Here is a 19,324-nt window from a genome sequence, read left to right on the forward strand (position 1 = left end):
GTGGGCCGACCCGCGGTGGGCTCCGCGGGAAGGCGCACTGCGGGAGCTTCGGGCGCGTGACCGGGTTCAGTCTTGGCCATCTCTTTCGGATCACTCTCACGGGCGTGGGATAGGTTGCGCGCCATGAATGGACTCGGCTCCGTCGCCTGGCCACCTGCCCCGATCAGAACCGAACGGCTTGTGCTCCGCGAGCCCGAGGCCCGAGACCATGCGGCGTTCATCGAGCTGCTCGCCTCACCGGAGGTGCATACCTACCTCGGTGGCCCTCGATCGCGTGATGAACTCGAGCGCGCGGTGCCCGAGATATCCCGACGGCGGCCTGGCCTTTTCGCGATCGATCTCGGCGGAGCGATGATCGGCATGGTCAAGCTCGATCGGCACGACGCGGAGAGTCCGGGGCACGTCCGTCCGGATGTCGGGGACGCCGAGCTCGGCTACCTGTTCCTGCCCGAGGTATGGGGACGCGGGTACGGCGCCGAGGCGTGCGCAGCGGCACTCGACTGGTTCGCCGACGCGCTTCCCGGCAAGCCGGTGGTGCTGCGCACCCAGACCGCCAACGAGCGCTCGATGCGTCTCGCGGCAAAGCTGGGGTTCACCGAGGTGGAGCGGTTCGAGGACTACGGCGCCGAGCAGTGGTTCGGCGTGTGGTCCTCGGTCACGCCGTCCGGTTGAGCTAGGTCGTCTCTTCGGATCATGACCCTGACCAAATGATGATGCCTGCGATGTGGAGTGCGGCCAGGTGGATGGTGGCGGTCTTGATGACCCTATGGTTGACAGCGGAGCCAGCAACATCAAGGAGAAGGCAGGGCCGGTGAGCAGATGGTCATCGCTTTGACCTGCCTCTCGCGCCTGTGCCGCCTCCCGCCATCGGCCGTTGCTCCAGGCCACAGCCACGAAAACGGTGATCATCAGCCAGAACGGGCCGCCATGCTGGTACAACTGCACCGCCGCCGTCGCCAGACAGGGAAACGAGAAGCCCGCTATGTAGGCCGGCTTGATGCCATGAGCGTCAATTGCCGTCACCTTTACGCTCGTTGGCCGATCTCATGGTGCGAGAGGCCGCCCGGGCCAAGACGTCCGAACAGGCCGCCGCCCGGCTGAATCGGCAACAGGGTGCCGTCGCGAGGATGACGTACGCCTTCGCGCGTGCCGTTCGGACAGCGCCCTGGCAGATCGGCACCAGGGGCGCGAGAGCGTCGACGGCCTCGCCGATGCACCGGCAGGCGGTGGTGACCTCGATGTCGAACCCGGCGGCGAGTTGGGTGTAGGTGTGGCCGCGGCGCAGGTGGCCAGGGCGAGCGAGCGGGGTCTCGCGGCCGGTGGTCAGTCGGTGCCAGACGGGTGCCGCGGTCGCGGTGACGGACGAACAGGCGGGCGGACACCAAGCGCAGGGTGGAGCTGGAATGTCTCTGCCGGGCGGGTAGACGAGCACACGAAGTCCCTGGTGGAGACGGGTTTCCTGGTCGAAAACCCGTCTACCGGGGGCGTCGCTCTCCTGTCTGCTCAACTGGCAAGCGCGCGCCGGAGGTTACGAACGAGGTTACGGAGCGTTCGCGGGCCTACCCAGGAGTGGTGAAGCGGGCCCGCCACAGGTCGCGGAGCAACGCGATCTCGGCCATGTGATGGATGAATTCGAGGTTGGCCCCGGACAGCACGGCAATGTATGGGTCGTCGGGGTCGGAGGCGTACGGGTACTGCGAGAAGCCGACCTTGTCGAGCTGCTCGTCGGTGAGGGCGGCGACACTCTCTCGCCAGCGGTCGATCAGAGCCCAGAACCGCTCGAGTGCCACGGCGGCGGAGGGGGTGAAGTCGACCAGCGTTTTCGGCTCCTGTCGGCGTTCACCGAAGGTCCACTCCCATCCCCCCGCAAAGTGGAAGTGCAGGTGCCCCAGCCGCCACGCGATGGTCGAGACCGGCGCTGAGTCAGGCTCCGGCACACCGGTGTGGGCGAGGATCTGCTCCACCCGCTCGGTACTCACGCTCCAGTCATCGGCGATCTTGGCGATGGTCATGCCGCCGGCGGCCTGCCGGGCGACCTCGGCGTACTCGCTCGCCGGGATGTCCGCCTCGCCCAAGTCGAGCACCCACTCGCCCGGCCCGAACGCCCTGGGCGTCGCCGCATCACCCCGGCGCCGGATCGACCAGCAACCAGGCACCGGCTCCCACAGGTACTCCTCGTCGCCGAGCCCCGACAGCCGTACCTGGGCCATCTCCCTGGCCTGGTCGAACTGGTCGAGCAGCAAGCCCAAACGGTCGGTCCGCACGCCTTCAGTCTCCACGCATTGCTTCCCTTCGCCGTCGTGTCTCGTACTTCACTGCGCTCAGGCGGAAGTTAACGGCTCACCTCACGAGGTGCCACCGATTTCCTCGCCCACGAAACGGTGCAGCACCACCCGCATCACCGCACTCGTTCAGGCCGTCCCCGCTTGCTCAGCGATGACGATGAGGACTTCGTCATCGGGACGGCCGCCGCCCGCCCACCGAACTCGGCCGGCCCTTCACTCGCCGGTCGATCCGCAAACTCGCCACTTAGCTGCGCCGCGTCCCCGGACGCGTCACCCGCATCGGCCGTGAGGCCTTACGGTGCCCACGACGCCAAGCTTGACCGTGTCGAGTAGCTGCTGGAACGCCTCCCGGACCGGGTCTTCGCCTTCGACGAGTTCGGGCCCCTGGGTATCCGGATCACCGCAGGCTCCTGCTGGGGGCGCGCCGGGCTCCGGGCGGTTCGGTGCGCAGGTGACGCTGGCTGGGCCGCAGCCATGCGGCCTGCAAACGACGTTGGGGTGGGGTTTGCCCCCCCCGCGCGGTTGGGCCGGTCAGCCGGATACCACGCCGAGACCGCGCCGAAGATCATGATGTCCGGAGCTGACAAGGCGAACAGGAAGGCGCGACCGTGCTCAGCAGGAACTCACCGGTCGAAGAAGCCAGGGGACTCAGGGGGCGAACAAGGAGCAGGGGCGCCGCAGCCGTTGTTCTACTCACCCTGGTAGCGGGCTTGGAGCCGGCTGTCGGCCCCGCCGCACACAGCCGACCGCGGCGATGGCGTGTGGCGCTTCGACGGCTACGGCGCCGTGCTGTCCATCGAGGACGGGCGGCTGCAGGAATACCAGGCGACCGCCGTCAGCTGTCTGGCCGGCGACACCGCACGGCGCACCGGCCAGGGGAGCAACGGCTCGGTGATCTATACCGGCGACGACGCGACCATCTACCGGATACGCCCCGCGGTGGATGGAGCCGACGCGACCTTGCCCCTCGACGGCTCGGTCGGCGACCGCAGGCTGCTGCGCCTTCCGGCACTGCCTGCTGGCTGCACCAAGGCTGCACCGACGGGAGCGCCGGCGACGTTCGACGTCTTCTGACAGACCTTCGAGGAAAACCATCCCCTCTTCGCAGCCAAGAAGACCGACTGGCAGACAGTCAGGGACCGATACCGCCCACGGATCTACGACGGAATACCCGACACCGAGCTCCTCGCCCTTCTGCGGGAGATGGTGCTGCCGCTGTACGACGCGCATGTGGGCATCGACGCCGGTGACACCGGGGGCTTCGGGCAGAGCCGCCCCGGCACCATGATCCCCGGCCCCGGACTTGACCGGCAGGCCCAGGCGTTCGTCGAGCAGCGCGACCTCGCCGGCACGCGACTGCGGACCTTCGCGAACGGTCGCATCGGGTACGCCCGGTTGCCGGACGGAACCGGCTACCTGCGGATCTCCGGCTTCGGTGGATACGACGGCAACAGCCCCACCTACGCGCGCAACTAGCGCCATCCTGGATCAGACGCTGAGCCAGGTGATCAGGCCAGGGCTCCGTAGACCCTCACCGAGGCCCTCATACAGCGCCCGGCGAGGCCGTGCGGATTGGACAGAACACGCAGGGCGTCTTCTCGGACGTTCTGGAGCGCATCCTCCCGAACGACTGGAGCTTCGGCCTGCCGCTCTCGCCCCCCTGCCCGACAGCAATGCCATCCGCGGGGTGCTGCATCAGAAGGGCAGGCCCCGCAGGTCCACACCGATGGTCGGATGAGGCAGGCCGGCCAGGTCGTAGATCATGGTGGTCAGCGGCGAGGTCCGAGCGCCGTCGGGCTGCCGGAGGGTGACGGGCACGGAGAGTCGGCTCCGGCCGGCCTTCGGAGACAGCCGTGAGGGTGTGCTGCTTGTCCGCCCACACCAGACCGAGCCCGTTCACCCCGAAGGGGTCGGCCAGGCCATAGCGGAGTGCGGCTCCATCATCCGGATAACCGGGGCCCAGCGCATGGATCAGCTGGAGGTCCGCACCATCGTCGTCCACCACATGCTCCGCAGCGACCGTGGTGGTCGTGGCCGCTGGGTCAAACCGGTAGCGCAGACAATGCAGGCCGCTGGACTGGACAGTCCCGTCCGCCTGGGCACCCAGGCGGCGCAGTACCGCGATCGAGGCCGTGTTGCCGGGCAGGACGAACGCGAAAACGGAAGGGAGCGAGAGGCGGCGAAACGCCAGGTCCAGGCACGCACGGCCCGCCTCGCCGGCGATCCCACGGCCTTGGGCCCGTGGGTGCACGGCGAAACCGAGGTCAACTCCGTGCTGGGCCCGATTACGCAGTCCCACCCGGCCCAGAAACGCGTGCGTTGCACTATCCCTGACCGCAAAGTCGCCGTAGCCATGTCTGGTCCAGTGGGCGACGTGGTCGTCGCACATGGCCGTGGCCGCAGACCGACTGTCCGCCCGTCCGGTCGCGAGCCATCGCATGACGCTGTCCTGACTGACCACAGCCTCAAAGAGATCGTCGCCGTCCTCGTGGCGGATCGGCTCCATCACAAGCCTCTGGGTGCGCAGAACGGGTCCACTTGACCGGGCCACTCAGCAACTCCTCTCGACGAAGGACTGAAGGAGCGTACTCGGTGACTCTTTGAAGCGATCGGGCATGGCCGCCGCCACGCGCGCGACGAGGAATACCTCCTCAGCAGTCCGAGACGCGCCTGACCTGAGCGCTGATTCCGCAGCGAGATGGCGGCACCGTTGAAGAAGGCGAGACTGTGCCGACGTCGTCCGGACCGAACGTTAGGGGAACCCGGATCGTCGGCCGGGCCGCTGGTACTGCGGCAAGGTGTACGACTTTCGACCACGCGGAGCGTGCATCGTGGCCGCGCACGCTCCGCGAGTTGCCGTACGGGGTGCGTCTCACTCGGACAGGGGCACTCTGAACGAGCGTCAGCGGTCGCCCGCCCTCCTCGGCCAGCTACTCGCCCCCGCCGTTGAGCCCGGGGCAGGTGCTCGTACGAGGGGTGCACGAGGATGCTGCTGCCACTGCGGCGCGTGCCTGCCGGGCACGCCGTAAGACGTGACCGGCAGGCACACGCTGAGGTCGCGTCCCGCGAAGTGCTGTTGCGACACGGACAGCCTGGTCGCCGTCCCCGTGCCCCCCACCTGAAGGGCTCGCATCGGCCGAGCGAGCCGATGCACTAGCCCATCAGGCCCGGCGCGATTCAGGCGTTCCTACCAAGTCACCGGCAGCTCCAGCGGAAAACGCCGGATCGTCTCCGTGTCCCATCGCACTTCCTCCGGCGGTACCGCAAGTCGCAGCGTGGGGAAGCGCTCCAAGAGGCGCCCGATCGCCACTTCCAGCTCCGCCATGGCCAAGGGCACCGCGATGCACCGGTGTCCGCCCCAGCCGAACGTCATGTGCGTCTGGTACGGCCGGTCGGGGTCGAGGACGTGCGGGTCCGGGAAGCGCTTCGCGTCACGGTTGGCCGCCAGGTACGACACGTGGACGAAGTCGCCCGCCCGGATCCGTACGCCGTCGAGCTCCATGTCCTCAAGGGCAATCCGGGGGATACCGACCCCTTTGCGGAACGGGATGTGGCGGAGCATCTCCTGCAGGACGTCAGTCAGGGTCTCCGGCCGACGCCTGACGTGTTCCATCAGCTCGGGACGCGTCAGGAGCAGGTATGCGATGTCGCTGATCTGGCACGTCGCCGTGTCCTGGCCGCTGAGTGTCAACGTCAGTGCCATGACGGCCAGTTCCCTGTCGTCAAGCTGGTCCGCGCCGTCCCGCGCTGCGGCCATCGCGCTGATGAGGTCCTTGCCGGGCGAGTTCCGGCGCTGCTCGACGAGTTTGGCGAAGTAGGACGTCAGATCGGCCTTGGCGCTCGCCGCGGCCTCCTTGTTGCCCGCGCCGACGACGAGCAACTGGCGTACGGACTCCTGCATTTGGGGCCAGTCCTCCTGCTCGACGCCGAGGAGGTCCAGGATGGTGTGCTGGGGAAGCGGGTCGGAGAGGTACTGAACCAGGTCCGCAGACGGGCCGTCCTCCTCCATCTTGTCCAGCAGGACGTCCGCGAGCCAGATGATCCGGCTCCGCATCCCGTCGACCTGCTGCTGGGTGAAGGCCTGCGAGGCCAGCTGGCGGACGCGGCTGCTGTGGGGCGGGTCCATCACGTTGATCGATTCGGGCGAGACGATGGGCTCCGGCGTCAACCGGGGGTAGTCGTGGCCGATGATGGCGGCCCGGCTGAGCCGGTGATCGGTGGTCACCTGCTTGACGGAGTCGAAGCCGGTGACCAGCCAGACGTCCGCATCGCCGTAGGGAAGCCGGATGCGTGCAGGGGAATCGCGGTCCATCAGGTCCGTGAGCACAGGGTCGAACTCCAGGGCTTCACTGAAGTCGAACGGGCAGATGTTTGTCTCGTTGTCCGCGGTCATCAGGCGGCTCCTCCGGGCATGGGTACGACGGTGGTGGTGTCCACAGCCCGGCGAATGGCCTTGGCGAGGCCGACGGCGTCGCCGACGGCCCGGTAGTGGACGAAGAACAGGCGTGGTTCGTCGTTGAGGGTGTGTTGGTGTCCCTCGACGAGTTCGACGCCTCCGCGCGGCAGGGCCACGAGGGCGGGGCGGACCTCCTTGGCGATCATGACCAGGTCATCGCTGAGGGCGGCGCTTCCGCCGCAGAGCGGCTGGAAGGTGACGGAGGTGGTGGCGCCCGGTCCCGGAGGCGGGCTCACAGGGCCGTCGGCGACGGTCTCGCGGCGGACATCCAAAATGCCGCAGTTCGCGCTCGGTGACCACGGCGTCGCTCAACAAAGTCATGGTGTGGTCTGCGTGGCGGACGAAGGGCACGTGCGTGCCCAGGAGTGGCTCGCGGTTGATCCGGGTGCCGCGAGAGAAAGCCGTGAGGCCCCGGCGCGGCAAGCGCGTGTGGTGCATGAACCGCCTCAGGTCACTGGGCGGGCCGAGCGCCTCGTCCGCGTCCGTCCAGTCCGCCGGCTCGGTCATTACCGGTTCGATCGGGGACCGGTCCTCCGCTCTGGCGGCCAGGGCGCGGGCCCTGGCAGGCACACCGGTGAGTACGGGCGCAAGGGCGGCCGCGGCGGGCACACGGCGCCGGGACGGGGTGAGTCGGGAGCGGGTGTCCTGCTGTCGCTTGTCAGCCATGTCATATGCCTCCTTGCGCGATGGAAGCACAGGAGACCTCGTCGACCGCTGATCGGCACAGCCACAACCCGCCAGGTGGGCTAACTGGCCGCCGCCTATGGACCGCAGCTGTACAGCAGCTCGCCGCGCAGCCATCGAGGCCGCCCCAACCAGCGTCTGGCGGACACGCCGTGGCGGCCCAACGGCGGGTGCGCAGGTGCCGCCGGCCATCTTCGGCGACGTGCGTCACCCGTATGGCCTGCGCGTGCGGGCCGCCCACTTGGCGACAGTGCTCCAGGTCGTCTGACTGTCTGGGGGCGACACGCTCTGGTCTCCTGGCGCACGAATCAGGCGCTGATCTCTCCATCGGGCTTGCCGTAGGTAGTCGTAACTATTACAGTTACAACATAGTGGAGGTGATGGGCGATATGAGCGCCAACAGCAGATTGACTGTCGCTGCACACGCCCTGACCTGGATCGGGCTGTATCAGCGCCGTGGCCACGACGTCGCCACTTCCGAGCAGATCGCGACCAGCGTCAATACGAATCCAGTGGTGATTCGTCGCCTGCTGGCCGAGCTGCGCAAGGCCGGCCTGGCCGACTCGCGGAGGGGCGCCGGTGCCGGCTGGACGCTGTCGCGGGACCTGTCGGCGATCACCCTGCTCGATGTCTACGAGGCGGTGGAGGTGGGGCCGATTTTCGCCCTGCACCGCGCTGCGCCTGACCCCGAGTGCGTCGTGGGCCACGGCATCGTGCCGGTGATGACAGCCGTCTATGACGGGATCGAAGCCGCCCTCCGCAGGGAGCTGGCGGGAACCACGCTCGAGGACGTGCTGCAGGACGTGCTGAAAGCCGCCTAGCTTCGACCGCTGGCCTCCTCTGGGCACGGTAAGGCACTTCTTGCACCCAATAATGTAACAAAAATAGTTACGTCAAGCATAGGGAGAATCTCATGGGGCAACTGGACAACAAGACCGCTCTCGTGACGGGTGCCTCCACCGGTATCGGCCTGGCCGTCGCCCGTCGGTTCGCCGCCGAGGGGGCGACGGTCTATCTCACCGGCCGTCGCAAGGCCGAGTTGGAGGCCGCCGTCGAGCAGGTCGGCAGCCGCGGCATCGGCATCCAGAGCGACGTGTCGAGGCTCGATGACCTCGACCGGCTCTTCGCCGAGATCACCGAGCGCATTGGTCATCTCGACATCGTCGTGGCCAACGCCGGCGTCGGGGACTTCCGTCCGCTCGGCGAGATCACCGAGGAGGAGTACGACCGCACCACCACCATCAATCTCAAGGGCACAGTCTTCACCGTCCAGAAGGCGCTCCCGCTGCTGTCGGCCGGTGCCTCAGTGATCCTGCTCTCCTCCAGCGCGGCCCTGCGCGGCGTCCCGGGCCTGGGTGTCTACGCCGCCACCAAGGCCGCGATCCGCAGCCTCTCCCGCACCTGGGCCGCCGAACTCGCCGGCCGCGGCATCCGGGTCAACGCCCTCACCCCCGGCCCCGTCGCAACCCCCGGCGGCGACGAGTTGCGGGCCACCTTCCCGCACGGCGATCAAGCCACCGCTGCGACCGAGTCCGCCGTGCCGACCCCGCTCGGCCGCGTCGGCCGCCCCGACGAGGTCGCCGCCACCGCCCTCTACCTGGCCGGGGACCAGAGTTCCTTCACCACCGGGGCGGAACTGTTCGTCGACGGCGGCGCCACCCAGCTTTAGACCGAGACTGTTTGTCATGGTCGTCGCCGCGGTCACCGAGCACGACGTCCGGGCGGCGGCGGGCGCCGCTTACGGCTTCAACCAGGGCCGGCGGTTCGAGATGGAGCAGGCCGACGTCGTCCACATCATGGCCATCAACCGGCACAAAGCCGTCGTCACCCGCTGGTCCATCGACCACGTTCGTGCGGCGAGGGGCCCGCGGACGGCGGATCTACGGCTGGGCCCGCGTCGCGTTCCGGCCCTGGCACCGTGAGGACCGCCGCCACTGGGTACTCGCTCGCCGCAGCGTGCGTAGGCCCGAGGAGATCTCCTACGACATTGCCTACTGCCCGCCCGGGACCGTTCCGGACGAGCTGATCCGCAACGCCGACAGCTACCTGGGCTCGCACCGTCACATAGCCCTGGCCACACAAGCACCCTTGGAGCATCGCGGATCAGGCAACGGCGCCCTGGGGCGCCCCTGCCGTGGTGAAACGATGCCCGACCCGGCCACCGACCCTACGGTGATGGCATGACGGTGCTCAACGGTTGGAGGCGGCGAGGGCGAGCCCGGAGCCGCGCGGTCGATGCCTTGGGCGTGGGCGTGCTGTGCGTGCTCTCGGTCGTGGCTGCCTCGGTCGACCCGCACGAGCACGAATTCGTGCTGCGCTGGTCCGCCGTGGTGCTGGCTGCCGTCGGCTGTTCGGCGTTGCTCTGGCGGCGCCGTCACCCGTTCGGAGTACTGGCCATCACCATTGGCTGCGGGGTGGTCTTTCAGATGCTCGGCTTCCGGGAGAGCCCGCTGGTGACAAGCCCGGTTCTGGCGTCCATCTACAACGTGGCCCTGCGGACCGACCGGCGTACCGCCTGGACCGCGGCAGCTGTCTCGGCCGCCGTCCTGGTAGGCGCCGACGCGGTGTGGACCTCGAATTCGTGGCTGGACCCGGACAAGGCTGCGATGGTGGCCTGGACGGCCCTGCCGGCCGCCGTCGGGGACGGGTTGCGCTCACGGCGCGCCTATGTGGCGGCCGTGGTGGAAAGGGCGGAGCACGCCGAGCGCACCCGCGAGCAGGAAGCACAGCAGCGAGTGGCGGCCGAACGCGTCCGGATCGCACGCGAGCTGCACGACATCGTCGCGCACCACATCGCCTTGATCAACGCTCAGGCGGGCGTCGCCGTCCACCTGGTGGACCAGCGCCCGGAACAAATCCTGACGGCTCTGGAGAACATCCGGGACACCAGCCGCTCAGCGCTGGACGAACTACGGGTGACGGTAGGCCTGCTGCGGCAGTCCGACGAGCCGGTCGCGCTCCGCGACCCGATGCCGGGCCTTGCGCAAGTACCAGCACTTCTGGCGTCGTTCGAACGCGCCGGGCTGGCCGTGAGCCACACACGGCTGGGCACCACCGAACCGCTGGAGCCGGCGGTCGACCTGGCGGCATATCGCATCGTGCAGGAGTCCTTGACCAATGTGCGCAAGCACGCCGGGGCCGACCACGCCCGGCTGTTCCTGCACTACCACTGTGAACGGCTGACGATCACCGTCGAGGACGACGGGTGCGCCGGACCGTACCATCCTCACCCGGGGGCCGGTCACGGGCTGATCGGGATGCGTGAGCGGGCTTCCACGATAGGGGGCACGCTGTATGCGGGACCGCGCCCCGAGGGCGGTTTCACCGTGACCGCGGAACTCCCGCTGCGCCCCAGTCCGGCAGGGAATCGGAGACATGAGCATGACGATTCGCGTACTGCTTGCCGATGACCAGGCCCTGCTGCGGGGCACCTTCCGCATGCTGTTCGACGCCACGGATGACATGGAGACCGTGGCCGAGGCGTCCAACGGCCGTGAGGCGGTCGAGCTGGCCGGCTCACAGCGCCCGGACGTGGTCCTGATGGATATCCGCATGCCGGAGATGGACGGCCTCGAGGCGACACGGCTCATCACCGAGTCTGAGGAACTGGCAAGTGTGAAGGTGCTCATCCTGACCACCTTCGAAGACGACGAGCACGTCGCCGACGCACTGCGTGCGGGTGCGAGCGGCTTTCTCGGCAAAGGTGCGCGACCCGAGGAGCTCCTCGATGCCGTCCGCACGGTCGCAGACGGCGAGGCACTGCTGTCCCCGTCGGCGACGCGAGCATTGATCACTCGTTTTCTGGCCCAGCCGGATCCATGCCCGTCGGCCGTACACGAGCGGCTGGAGAACTTGACGCCGCGGGAACGCGACGTCACGAGCCTGGTCGCTCTGGGCCTGTCCAACGACGAGATCGCCGAGCGCCTGTTCGTCAGCCCGCTCACCGCCAAGACCCACGTCAACCGGGCCATGACCAAGCTGGCGGCCCGTGACCGCGCCCAGCTCGTGGTCATCGCCTACCAGTGCGGGCTGGTCAGCCCGGCTACGGAAGCAGATCAGTCCCAGCAACCCGCATGATCGCCGGCGCGGTGCGTCCAACTTCTGTCCAGGCTGTAGGCCGACGTACCGCATACCGCAGCCGTGGTAGCCGGAAGTCGCTGCGTGGGGACGACGCGCTGAGGGCCGCTTCTGAGCCAAGGTGGAACCCTGAACGGAGGTTTCGCCATGACCGAAGCCCACTGCCTGACGAAGTCCGACGAGAAGACGGCCGCCGAGGAATGCCGCGCGATCCGTGAACTTCTGGCCGCAAACGAACGCGAGACCCTTGCAGCCAATGAGGCAAGCGCGGTGCGGGCCCACCTGGCAACCTGCAACATATGCCGGGACGAGTACAACCGCCTCGCAGCCGTGCCCGCACACCTGTCTCTTCTACGCGACGCCCTGGCCTGCGGCAAGGGCCGTAACACGCGGACGCACGCTGCCACCCGGCCAGGGCGCGGCCACGCGTCGCCCCGCCACCGCGGGCCACACCGAGCGAACCTGACCACGCAGCTCACGCTGTCCCAATGGGTCAGCAGGACCACGTCGCCCATCACGTGAGCAGACGTCGCGGAAGAGACGATGTGGCCTGGGGCGGAACGGCAAGGGGGACCCTTCTGAGGCGTCTCACCGCCGACCGGCGAAGAGCACTCGTACGGTTGATGAGGAGACGGACGGCGGAGGGGTCCACCGCCTTGCGAACGGGGCGTGAGGCCTGGCCTGTTCATCACGATCGGCCGCAACCCGCGCGTACCGAACCGGTTACCGCCGCCGCATCCGGCTGCGGCTGTTGTCTGACCTTCCCTATCCACCGGGCGTCGTAGCCGACCAGATCACCGCCGCGCCATCGGAGCGCCTTCAGAGAAGCACTCAGGGGAAGTACAGTGACGCCTTTTCCAGGACGTGACGCGTGAACATCCCGCCGTACACGACCCTGCCCCGGTACATGGTGACTTGGGTGGCCCTCGGTGTCGGCGTCTCCACCGTGATGGGGCGACTGATCAGGGACGTCCCGAGGATCCGTGCGTCTTTGGCAGCCCAGTTTCTCGCGGACGGCTGGACGCTGCAGCCGACCAGGGCCGGCAGGATCATCGCCGCGTTGCGGGCGCCGGGCAGACCGCTGCGGAGGCTCTTCACGTAGTCCATCGCCCACCCGGTGAACTCGGCCATCGAGGCGTTGTCGACCTCGGGGACAGCGGCGGCGAGGGTGAACAGCTCCACCTTGGTGCCGAACCACCGCACCCTGCGGTCCGATCGACTTCCGATCACCACCCGGTAGTCGCGCCAGGTGGTCGCGGTCACCTCGCATCCGTCGGCCGCCAGCCGCTCACGGAGTACCTCCAGGTAGGCGTTGGCCGCGTCGGCCGACGGCGTTTCATCGGTTCGCTGCTGAGTCATGTGTGGATCCTCCATCACCGGCGGGGCATGGGGAAGTTGGCCCTCCCGGCTCGGCGCTTTTCCGGCGTCACCTCTCCTGCTCCTGCGTCGCGTCAGTGTGGTGCGGCCTCGACCACCTGCAACCGGCCTCAACGCAACGTCCCGTGCAGGGGCGCGTCCAACAGCCGGACTGCTGAGGGAGGGCCCCGGCGCGCATGGCCCGGCCGATGGTTTCGATCGCGGTGCTGTCCAGGTCCGGGGTGGCGTCCATGACGTGAGCGATGCCAAGGCGGGCCAACTGGACCCCGAACGGCCGCAGTTGAGGCGGCACGGCGTCGGGCCGGCGGAAACGGAGCCGGTCATCGGCACGCCACAGCCGGGCGGTCGGAACGCCGGCCGGATCATGCTCCTGAACTTCCTCGACGACTCCCTGGGTCGGCTGCGGCGGCACGCTGCTGGCTCGGAAGCCCAGGTCAGGTCCACTCCGACCTGGATTTTCGCACGGTGTGGCTTGCCGCGCGGGTCAGTTTCGGGCGGCTCAGGACGTCGGTGCTGTCGAGGAACTGGTCCACGGAACCGACGGGCAGCAGATGGCGAAGCGTCGGGTCCGTGATGCGGGCCGTGAGGGCCTTGGTGAAACGGTCGGCGCGCAGGACCTGGAAGGGGCGGGAGTGGTAGGGGCGGGTGGCGGGGTCGACGCGGTCGGTCAGGCCCAGTTGGTTGTGCAGGCCCGCGACCGTCTCGTAGGCGTGCGCCAGATGCCGCTCACGGTCGCGCCAGTCGGTGGCGGCGAGGGCGGCGGTGAGGTCAGGGGTGAGGCGAGGGCCCATGGGGGTGCGGGCGAACGCGCTGCCGAGCCACTTGCTGTAGGGCGGATAGCGGCGGTCCATAAGGAGGCACAGGCGCATCAGGTCGCGCACGAGGCGGGCGGCGACCACGGCGGATCCGAGCTCGTCGCCGACCTCGCCGCAGCGGCCGACGAGGGCCTCCTCCTGGGATATGCGCTGCCACTGGCAGGACAGGACATGGAGCCAGAGGTCGTGCGGGTACCAGCGGAGGGCCGTTCGTATGGGAGCGAGTTCACCGAGACCGTCGTGGAAGACGGCTCCGCCGGTGACTTCGGCGAGTAACTGGGTGGGGGTCGCGAGCCAGTCCGTCGGGGTGATGCCGGAGGAAGGGTCGAAGCCGAGTGCGTCGGTGAACCAGCCCGAGAGGTGGGTGACTTCGACGCGGTGGTGGACGGGGCGGTCGGTGGCCCGCATGACGCGGATGTCGCCGTCGCCGGTGGGGGCGAAGTGGGTGGGGTAGCCGTGGAAGGTCTTCGGCAGGTGCTCGGCGAGTACGTGTCTGATGCGTCCCGCGTGCCGGGAGACGTCCTGGCGGCGGAGGAAGAGCTGGAGACGGGGTCCCCATTCGTGGTCGGCGGAGCGTGGGGTGTCGAAACCGAGCACCTCGGAGCCGCTGCCCAGGCGTGCTGCGGAGTGAGGGATTCCGGGGGAGGCTTCCTCCAGCAGGGGGCGTACTGCTTCGGTATAGAAGCGGCGGGAGAGTTCCAGGCCGGGAATGAAGGGTGGCATATTCGTGACGCTCATGCCAGCAAGCCGTGCCCATTTTATGGCGGGGCATGCGTGGTGTCTTCACGTCGTCTTCCACTCGTGAGGAAGCCGTAGGTTTGAGGAGCGGCGGACCAACTCTTCCGAGGCGGCGTCGAGTTCCTCCCGGAGGTCCGGGTGGTGGTCCAGCCCTTGCCCGAGGCTGCCGCTCGGCACCGTATCGGCACCGTATCGGGGGATCGAGCCGCGGGTGCGGCTGGTTGGCAGGTCGGCAGGTCTTCTGGCGCCCGGCAGGGGCGGCGTTGATGACAGTCGTCCGCCAGGCCGCGGCGTGGACGGCGACTCCCGGGCCGATCGATAGGCAGGCGAGCCCTCCAGGCGCGGTGCCACCCACTCCCTGCTCCGGGCGACGAGCCCGCCGCCGTGCCCCTGCACGAAACCCAGGCCGGTGTCCATGACCACGAGCAAGGCGGGAGGGTTCCCGGGGACGTTCGCGTTCAGGTTGCTCGTGCGTCACACCCAGGCGACGAGGTCGTATCGCTCGTGGCTCGCCGCCTCGTTCCACAGGAGCGTCGTCTGATTCCGTGCGGCGACACAAGGCCTGGGAACAGCGCGACTGGTGCCGCCTCCTCCAGAGGTGACGGGCCCGGGCCGGACGTTCCAGTGGTCACCACGCAATGTGAGGGAGACCGCGGACAGGGGTGGCACATCGAAATGCCAGAAGGCCGTTGGTGGTGCGGACAGAGCATGGACGAGCGCGGCCCGGATGATCGCCGGCTCGGTGATGGCCAGTGCGTCGCCCGTGCCCGGCGGCACCCTGCTCAGCCAGTTGGCGGTTCGGCGACAGAGCTGGCGTACCGACTCGCCTCCGTGTGGCGCGGCATCCGGGTCTGTAAGCCAGGCGCCGTACCCGTAGGGGTCGTCCTCGGTGACCTCGCCGACTGCGCGCCCGCGCCACGTGCCGTAGTCGAAGTCGCGCAGTGCGGGTTCGAGCGTGGCGTTCAGGCCGAGAGCGTCGGCGATCTGCGCGCAGCGGTTCGACGGTGCCCGGATGGCCAGCGAGTACGGGGGGAGTGTTGCGCCGACGACGCGTGCCTCGCGCAGGCCGCGCTCGCTGAGGAGACCGTCACCGAAGACTGCGTTCCTGCTGGTGTCCCCGGCTGTCGCGCACATGAATGTCAGGCGGACCGACATCGGCTTACCTCTTTCCTGGCCCGGCGTGGCGCCGGATGGTGTGAGACCTTCGGAAACTTTGGGCGCTGCGGAATCGGTGACGGAGGCTGTGTCCTGTAAGGGCTTTGGCCGACCACGGTCGGCTAGTTGATCAGGCGAGCGGGTGTGGCGGCGGCGTGCAGCATGTATTCCAGTGGTCCGCGTCGGAAGGCCCGCGTCCAGGCGACGGCCAGCAGTATGGTGGCCGCGGCCAGGCAGGCCAGGGCCGGCAGGGCAGCGGAGGCCGGCAGGTCGTCGATGCCCAAGGTCTTGATGGCGACGATGTGGCCGACGTAGGCGGTCAGGGAGACCGAGCCGACCGCGATGACGGGCGTGGCAAGCCGCCGAAGGCGGGCCGACCGGTCCGTGGCGATGAGGCAGGCGGCGACGATCAGGAGGCCGACGCCGGTGTTACCCAGGATCGACCATGTCGTCTGGCTGTGCGGCGCGGCCACCAGCAGCCAGTCCGGGGTACTGGTGGTGGGGTCGCCCACGGCGTCGGACCACCAGGCCGATGCGGCCGACCCGCCAACCGCCGTCGCGCTCACGACTGCCTGCGCGCCAGGGACCAGGTTCAGGGCCAGCCAAGAGCCGCCGTAGCCGAGTAGGGCCAGTGCGCTGCCGACGAGAGCGACCTTGGCGCTTATGCCGGGCCTGGCGAGGTCGAGTCGGCCCACCGCCATTCCGGCGATGACGAAGGGCAGCCAGGTCAGTACCGGGTACGCGCCGGTGATGAATAGTTCAACGATCCCGTCCGAAGCGGTGATCCGGGCCAGCGGGTCGTGGGCGATGACGGCATCGGCCCAGCTTCCTCCCTCGACCGCAGCCCGAAGCACATACAGGACTTGGGGCAGCACGAGCGCGGTCGCCGCGGCGATGACGGCCAGGGTTTCGGCCCGCAGCCGGTACAGCGGAAGGGCGAGGAGGAAGACCATTCCGTAGGCGGCGAGGATCACGTCGACCGAGGTGTCCAGGCAGGTCAGGGCATATCCCAGGGCAACCAGGACGGCGCAGCGGATCAGTACCCTGCCCATGGCCTGCCGCCCGGCTCGCCCCGTCCGTGGCTGCGGCCGACCGGTGAGAAGGACCAGGGTGAACCCGGCGAGCAGGGCGAACAGGGCAGAGGAACGGCCACGTGCCACTTCCATCAACCAGCCCAGCGGGCCGCCCACCGAGGGGTCGGGACCGATGTGGGCCGCGTACATGCCGAACACCGCCAGGCCGCGGGCCAGGTCGAGGCCGATCAGCCGTCCTGTTGACGCCGTAAGAGAGGGGGCGGGACCTGCCCCCAGAGCGGGTGCCGCCTCGGACGGTGCGACCTCTGATACGACGTGCGACATGTGATCCAGGGTCGTGGACGGTGTGCGTCACAACCATCCGGCAGGTGTCCGGAACCGCCCCCGCCGACTGGCCGATGCAGCCCCCGCCGACTGGCTGGATTCCGTGACTCACACCGCCGGGAGTGTCACGGCATGGTACGAATCGGACAGTGGTCCGATGGCGAGTGGAGGACCCGTGATCCGAGTATTGGTGGTCGACGGCGAGGCCCTGATTCGTAAGGGTTTTCAGCACATCCTCGACGCGGCGCAGGACATCGAGGTCGCGGCGGTTCCTGGCAGCCAGGCGCTTCAGGCGACGCGGGAGATGTGTCCTGACGTCGTGCTCCTGGACATCCGGATGCCGGACGTCGACGGCCTCACCGTCCTGGCCGGCCTCCGCCGACTGCGCCACCCTCCGGTGGTGGCCATGCTCACGACACTCGACATGGACGAATACGTGGCAACGGCACTGCGCTCGGGCGCCGCGGGCTTCCTGCTCAAGGACACCGACCCCGAGCGGCTTCCGTTCCTGGTGCGGACCCTGGCCGGTGGCGGTACCGTACTGTCGTCCAAGGTCACCCGGACGGTCGTGGACGTCCACCTGAAAACCGGACCCCAGGGTCCCGCTGCCCGCAGCCTCGCCCGACTCACTGACCGCGAGCGCGCCGTACTCGTCCTCATCGCCGAGGGACTGTCCAACACCGACATCGCCACACGGATGCATCTGAGCACGAGCACGGTCACGGACCATGTGAGCGCCATCCTCACCGAACTCGAGGTTGACGGCCGTGTTCAGGCAGCCCTGCTCGCCGAACGGGCTTGCCTGCTCAAACCGCCGCGGGACCAGGAGGGGGGATGATCCCTCGCCGCCTGCATGGCCCGCTGCTGGACGCCACCCTCGTCGGAGCCTCGCTGCTCGATGTCTGGGTCAAGGTCCACATCGACGAGCCGCTGCGCCTGGGTTGCGCCCTGGTTGCCGCCTTCTCTCTTCTCTTGCGCCGTCGCCGGCCGCTGCTTACCTTCCTGCTCACTCTGCCCGCCGTCCTGGTCTCCGACGCGGTCTTCGCCGCGCTGGCCGCGCTGTACACCCTCGCCTCATTCACCCGACACCGCACCCTGCTGGCCGTCTGCGCGACGACATTCGCGATCTGCGACATGACCTCGTGGCCGGCACTGCACCTCAACCTCGTCGCCACCTCGACCATCGTCACTTTGGGCTACACCGCGGCGACGGCGGCCGCTCCGGTCTTCCTGGGGCAACTCGTCCAGACCCGGCGCGATCTGTCGCAGCGGCTCGCCGAGATCTCCGAGGCGCGCGACCACAAGCGGCTGCTGACCGCCCAGGCAGTGCTGGCCAGGGAACGCGCGCAGCTCGCCCGGGAGATGCATGACGTGGTCTCCCACCAGGTCAGTCTGATCGCGGTGCGGGCCGGAGCCCTTCAGGTCGGCACCAGGGACGCCGAAGTCAAGGAAGCCGCCGCCACGATTCGGCGGCTGAGCGTACAGACTCTGGACGAACTGCGGCACATGGTCAGCGTCCTACGCGCCTCCGGGGGCCGCCCCACGGAGCTGACACCGCAGCCGTCCCTGGCCGACCTTGAGCGGTTGGTCGACAACAGCGGCATCCAGGTCGAGCTGCAGACCGACGTGTCCGACGGCCTTCCGCCCACCGTTCAGCGCGCCGTCTACCGCACCGTCCAAGAAGCGCTGACCAATGTACGCAAGCACGCCCCCGGGACCAGCGCGACAGTTCGCATCCGCCACGAAGGCGGTGCTATCCGTGCCACGGTCACCAATACCGCACCGACCCGGCCTCCCCTCCCTCTGCCAAGTGCGCACCACGGTCTGGTCGGCCTGGGGCAGCGCGCCGCCCTCCTCGGGGGCACCGTCACTTCCGGCCCAACGGCCGACGGTGGCTACGAACTGCACCTGGAGCTTCCGGTCGAGGGCGCGTCGTGACGGACTACTGGCCGCCGCCACGTCCAGAAAAGATCACCTTTCTCAACGGGTCCGGTGATTTCTGCGGGTGCCCATGGTTGAACGGTTGGCGCCTGACGGTGTGCGGGAGATGTTTCAGCGGGTGGTGACGAAGGAGTCGACGCGGCCGTTTCAAGGCGCCGACTTCGGTGGAGTTCCGGAAGGTGCTGGCGCGTACGGCGACCGGAAAGCTCCAGCGGTACAAGTTGCGGGAGCCGTATGGGGTGAGGCGCGGGCGGGGCGTCGGCTGACGAGTCGTCGTCTGCCGGTCGGGGGTGCCGTAGCCGACCTGCTGCGGGGGCTGCCGTGCCATGTTGCCGGTTGGTTTAGGTGGTGGTGGGGGTGTGGGTGGTGAGTTGTGCGGTGAAGACGGTGGTGTTGTTTTGGTGTGCGGTGATGTGGGTGGTGGGGGTGGGGGTTTGG

At 68.6% G+C, this 19,324-nt stretch carries 19 protein-coding genes and 3 pseudogenes; 12 read left to right on the forward strand and 10 right to left on the reverse strand.

What is annotated here, in order from left to right; genetic code table 11:
* Positions 1-123 precede the first annotated feature (123 nt).
* Positions 124-672 (forward strand): GNAT family N-acetyltransferase, encoded by a 549-nt coding sequence (locus tag ACFZDJ_RS50350; RefSeq protein ID WP_391069634.1) that lies wholly within the window; start codon positions 124-126, stop codon positions 670-672.
* 337 nt (positions 673-1,009) lie between these two features.
* On the opposite strand, the gene ACFZDJ_RS50355 is transcribed toward ACFZDJ_RS50350, so the two are convergent.
* Together ACFZDJ_RS50355 and ACFZDJ_RS50360 are read right to left on the reverse strand one after the other, a co-directional pair.
* Positions 1,010-1,432, reverse strand: a complete 423-nt coding sequence (locus tag ACFZDJ_RS50355; protein ID WP_391069636.1) for a transposase family protein — start codon at positions 1,430-1,432, stop codon at positions 1,010-1,012.
* A gap of 127 nt (positions 1,433-1,559) precedes the next feature.
* On the reverse strand, positions 1,560-2,279 hold the full coding sequence (locus ACFZDJ_RS50360) for a DinB family protein (protein WP_390940804.1): 720 nt from the start codon (positions 2,277-2,279) through the stop codon (positions 1,560-1,562).
* 123 nt (positions 2,280-2,402) lie between these two features.
* On the opposite strand from ACFZDJ_RS50360, the pseudogene ACFZDJ_RS50365 reads away from it, so the two are divergent.
* From ACFZDJ_RS50365 to ACFZDJ_RS50375, 3 genes and pseudogenes are all read left to right on the forward strand, one after another.
* A pseudogene (locus tag ACFZDJ_RS50365) lies at positions 2,403-2,714 on the forward strand (IS630 family transposase); the annotation flags it as partial.
* Positions 2,715-3,044: 330 nt separating this feature from the next.
* Complete coding sequence (locus ACFZDJ_RS50370; RefSeq protein ID WP_391069638.1) at positions 3,045-3,359, forward strand: hypothetical protein; 315 nt, start codon at positions 3,045-3,047, stop codon at positions 3,357-3,359.
* A 129-nt stretch (positions 3,360-3,488) separates the two neighbouring features.
* Entirely contained in the window at positions 3,489-3,761 is a 273-nt protein-coding gene (locus ACFZDJ_RS50375; protein WP_390940800.1) for a hypothetical protein, read from the forward strand.
* 219 nt (positions 3,762-3,980) lie between these two features.
* Here the strand turns inward: ACFZDJ_RS50375 and ACFZDJ_RS50380 are convergent, their stop codons facing one another.
* From ACFZDJ_RS50380 to ACFZDJ_RS50395, 4 genes and pseudogenes are all read right to left on the reverse strand, one after another.
* On the reverse strand, positions 3,981-4,103 hold the full coding sequence (locus ACFZDJ_RS50380) for a hypothetical protein (protein WP_391069676.1): 123 nt from the start codon (positions 4,101-4,103) through the stop codon (positions 3,981-3,983).
* A 337-nt stretch (positions 4,104-4,440) separates the two neighbouring features.
* A pseudogene (locus ACFZDJ_RS50385) lies at positions 4,441-4,791 on the reverse strand (GNAT family N-acetyltransferase); the annotation flags it as partial.
* A gap of 681 nt (positions 4,792-5,472) precedes the next feature.
* Positions 5,473-6,678, reverse strand: a complete 1,206-nt coding sequence (locus ACFZDJ_RS50390; protein WP_390940794.1) for a cytochrome P450 — start codon at positions 6,676-6,678, stop codon at positions 5,473-5,475.
* Positions 6,678-6,977 (reverse strand): DUF1259 domain-containing protein, encoded by a 300-nt coding sequence (locus tag ACFZDJ_RS50395; RefSeq protein WP_391069640.1) that lies wholly within the window; start codon positions 6,975-6,977, stop codon positions 6,678-6,680. Before ACFZDJ_RS50395 ends, ACFZDJ_RS50390 begins: the two co-directional genes overlap by 1 nt.
* Positions 6,978-7,814: 837 nt before the next feature.
* Between ACFZDJ_RS50395 and ACFZDJ_RS50400 the strand changes: the two genes are divergently transcribed.
* From ACFZDJ_RS50400 to ACFZDJ_RS50425, 6 genes and pseudogenes are all read left to right on the forward strand, one after another.
* Positions 7,815-8,246: an Rrf2 family transcriptional regulator gene (locus ACFZDJ_RS50400; protein ID WP_384926668.1), complete on the forward strand. Its 432-nt coding sequence runs from the start codon at positions 7,815-7,817 to the stop codon at positions 8,244-8,246.
* A gap of 92 nt (positions 8,247-8,338) precedes the next feature.
* The gene (locus tag ACFZDJ_RS50405) at positions 8,339-9,094 is read left to right on the forward strand and encodes a glucose 1-dehydrogenase (protein ID WP_391069643.1); all 756 of its coding nucleotides are present in this window, start codon (positions 8,339-8,341) and stop codon (positions 9,092-9,094) included.
* A gap of 58 nt (positions 9,095-9,152) precedes the next feature.
* Positions 9,153-9,510: pseudogene (locus tag ACFZDJ_RS50410) on the forward strand (IS701 family transposase); the annotation flags it as partial.
* 95 nt (positions 9,511-9,605) lie between these two features.
* Positions 9,606-10,835, forward strand: a complete 1,230-nt coding sequence (locus tag ACFZDJ_RS50415; RefSeq protein ID WP_391069645.1) for a histidine kinase — start codon at positions 9,606-9,608, stop codon at positions 10,833-10,835.
* Positions 10,807-11,502 carry a response regulator gene (locus ACFZDJ_RS50420; RefSeq protein ID WP_391069670.1) on the forward strand — a complete coding sequence of 232 codons (696 nt, stop codon included), beginning with the start codon at positions 10,807-10,809 and terminating at the stop codon, positions 11,500-11,502. Before ACFZDJ_RS50415 ends, ACFZDJ_RS50420 begins: the two co-directional genes overlap by 29 nt.
* A 147-nt stretch (positions 11,503-11,649) precedes the next feature.
* Positions 11,650-12,024, forward strand: coding sequence for a zf-HC2 domain-containing protein (locus ACFZDJ_RS50425; protein ID WP_390940784.1), 375 nt, complete (start codon positions 11,650-11,652; stop codon positions 12,022-12,024).
* A 309-nt stretch (positions 12,025-12,333) separates the two neighbouring features.
* Here the strand turns inward: ACFZDJ_RS50425 and ACFZDJ_RS50430 are convergent, their stop codons facing one another.
* The 4 genes from ACFZDJ_RS50430 to ACFZDJ_RS50445 form a co-directional block, all read right to left on the reverse strand.
* The gene (locus ACFZDJ_RS50430; protein ID WP_391069647.1) at positions 12,334-12,861 is read right to left on the reverse strand and encodes a hypothetical protein; all 528 of its coding nucleotides are present in this window, start codon (positions 12,859-12,861) and stop codon (positions 12,334-12,336) included.
* Between the two features lie 452 nt (positions 12,862-13,313).
* On the reverse strand, positions 13,314-14,417 hold the full coding sequence (locus ACFZDJ_RS50435) for a DUF4037 domain-containing protein (protein WP_391069649.1): 1,104 nt from the start codon (positions 14,415-14,417) through the stop codon (positions 13,314-13,316).
* A gap of 489 nt (positions 14,418-14,906) precedes the next feature.
* On the reverse strand, positions 14,907-15,587 hold the full coding sequence (locus tag ACFZDJ_RS50440) for a histidine phosphatase family protein (protein WP_391069652.1): 681 nt from the start codon (positions 15,585-15,587) through the stop codon (positions 14,907-14,909).
* 122 nt (positions 15,588-15,709) lie between these two features.
* Complete coding sequence (locus ACFZDJ_RS50445; protein ID WP_391069654.1) at positions 15,710-16,945, reverse strand: DUF418 domain-containing protein; 1,236 nt, start codon at positions 16,943-16,945, stop codon at positions 15,710-15,712.
* 175 nt (positions 16,946-17,120) lie between these two features.
* Here ACFZDJ_RS50445 and ACFZDJ_RS50450 point away from each other — a divergent pair, with 175 nt between their 5' ends.
* Entirely contained in the window at positions 17,121-17,783 is a 663-nt protein-coding gene (locus ACFZDJ_RS50450; protein WP_390940774.1) for a response regulator, read from the forward strand.
* Positions 17,780-18,883 (forward strand): histidine kinase, encoded by a 1,104-nt coding sequence (locus ACFZDJ_RS50455; protein ID WP_390940772.1) that lies wholly within the window; start codon positions 17,780-17,782, stop codon positions 18,881-18,883. Before ACFZDJ_RS50450 ends, ACFZDJ_RS50455 begins: the two co-directional genes overlap by 4 nt.
* The last annotated feature ends 441 nt before the right edge of the window (positions 18,884-19,324 follow it).

Source organism: Streptomyces sp. NPDC007896 (assembly GCF_042959425.1).
Taxonomy (GTDB): Bacteria; Actinomycetota; Actinomycetes; order Streptomycetales; family Streptomycetaceae; genus Streptomyces.

Excerpts from the sequence above, each read along its gene's own strand:
- ACFZDJ_RS50350 (WP_391069634.1), top strand. The coding sequence starts at position 124 with ATGAATGGACTCGGCTCCGTCGCCTGGCCACCTGCCCCGATCAGAACC.
- ACFZDJ_RS50375 (WP_390940800.1), top strand. The coding sequence starts at position 3,489 with ATGGTGCTGCCGCTGTACGACGCGCATGTGGGCATCGACGCCGGTGAC.
- ACFZDJ_RS50390 (WP_390940794.1), bottom strand. The coding sequence starts at position 6,678 with ATGACCGCGGACAACGAGACAAACATCTGCCCGTTCGACTTCAGTGAA.
- ACFZDJ_RS50400 (WP_384926668.1), top strand. The coding sequence starts at position 7,815 with ATGAGCGCCAACAGCAGATTGACTGTCGCTGCACACGCCCTGACCTGG.
- ACFZDJ_RS50405 (WP_391069643.1), top strand. The coding sequence starts at position 8,339 with ATGGGGCAACTGGACAACAAGACCGCTCTCGTGACGGGTGCCTCCACC.
- ACFZDJ_RS50415 (WP_391069645.1), top strand. The coding sequence starts at position 9,606 with ATGACGGTGCTCAACGGTTGGAGGCGGCGAGGGCGAGCCCGGAGCCGC.
- ACFZDJ_RS50420 (WP_391069670.1), top strand. The coding sequence starts at position 10,807 with ATGACGATTCGCGTACTGCTTGCCGATGACCAGGCCCTGCTGCGGGGC.
- ACFZDJ_RS50425 (WP_390940784.1), top strand. The coding sequence starts at position 11,650 with ATGACCGAAGCCCACTGCCTGACGAAGTCCGACGAGAAGACGGCCGCC.
- ACFZDJ_RS50430 (WP_391069647.1), bottom strand. The coding sequence starts at position 12,861 with ATGACTCAGCAGCGAACCGATGAAACGCCGTCGGCCGACGCGGCCAAC.
- ACFZDJ_RS50435 (WP_391069649.1), bottom strand. The coding sequence starts at position 14,417 with ATGCCACCCTTCATTCCCGGCCTGGAACTCTCCCGCCGCTTCTATACC.
- ACFZDJ_RS50440 (WP_391069652.1), bottom strand. The coding sequence starts at position 15,587 with ATGTCGGTCCGCCTGACATTCATGTGCGCGACAGCCGGGGACACCAGC.
- ACFZDJ_RS50445 (WP_391069654.1), bottom strand. The coding sequence starts at position 16,945 with ATGTCGCACGTCGTATCAGAGGTCGCACCGTCCGAGGCGGCACCCGCT.
- ACFZDJ_RS50455 (WP_390940772.1), top strand. The coding sequence starts at position 17,780 with ATGATCCCTCGCCGCCTGCATGGCCCGCTGCTGGACGCCACCCTCGTC.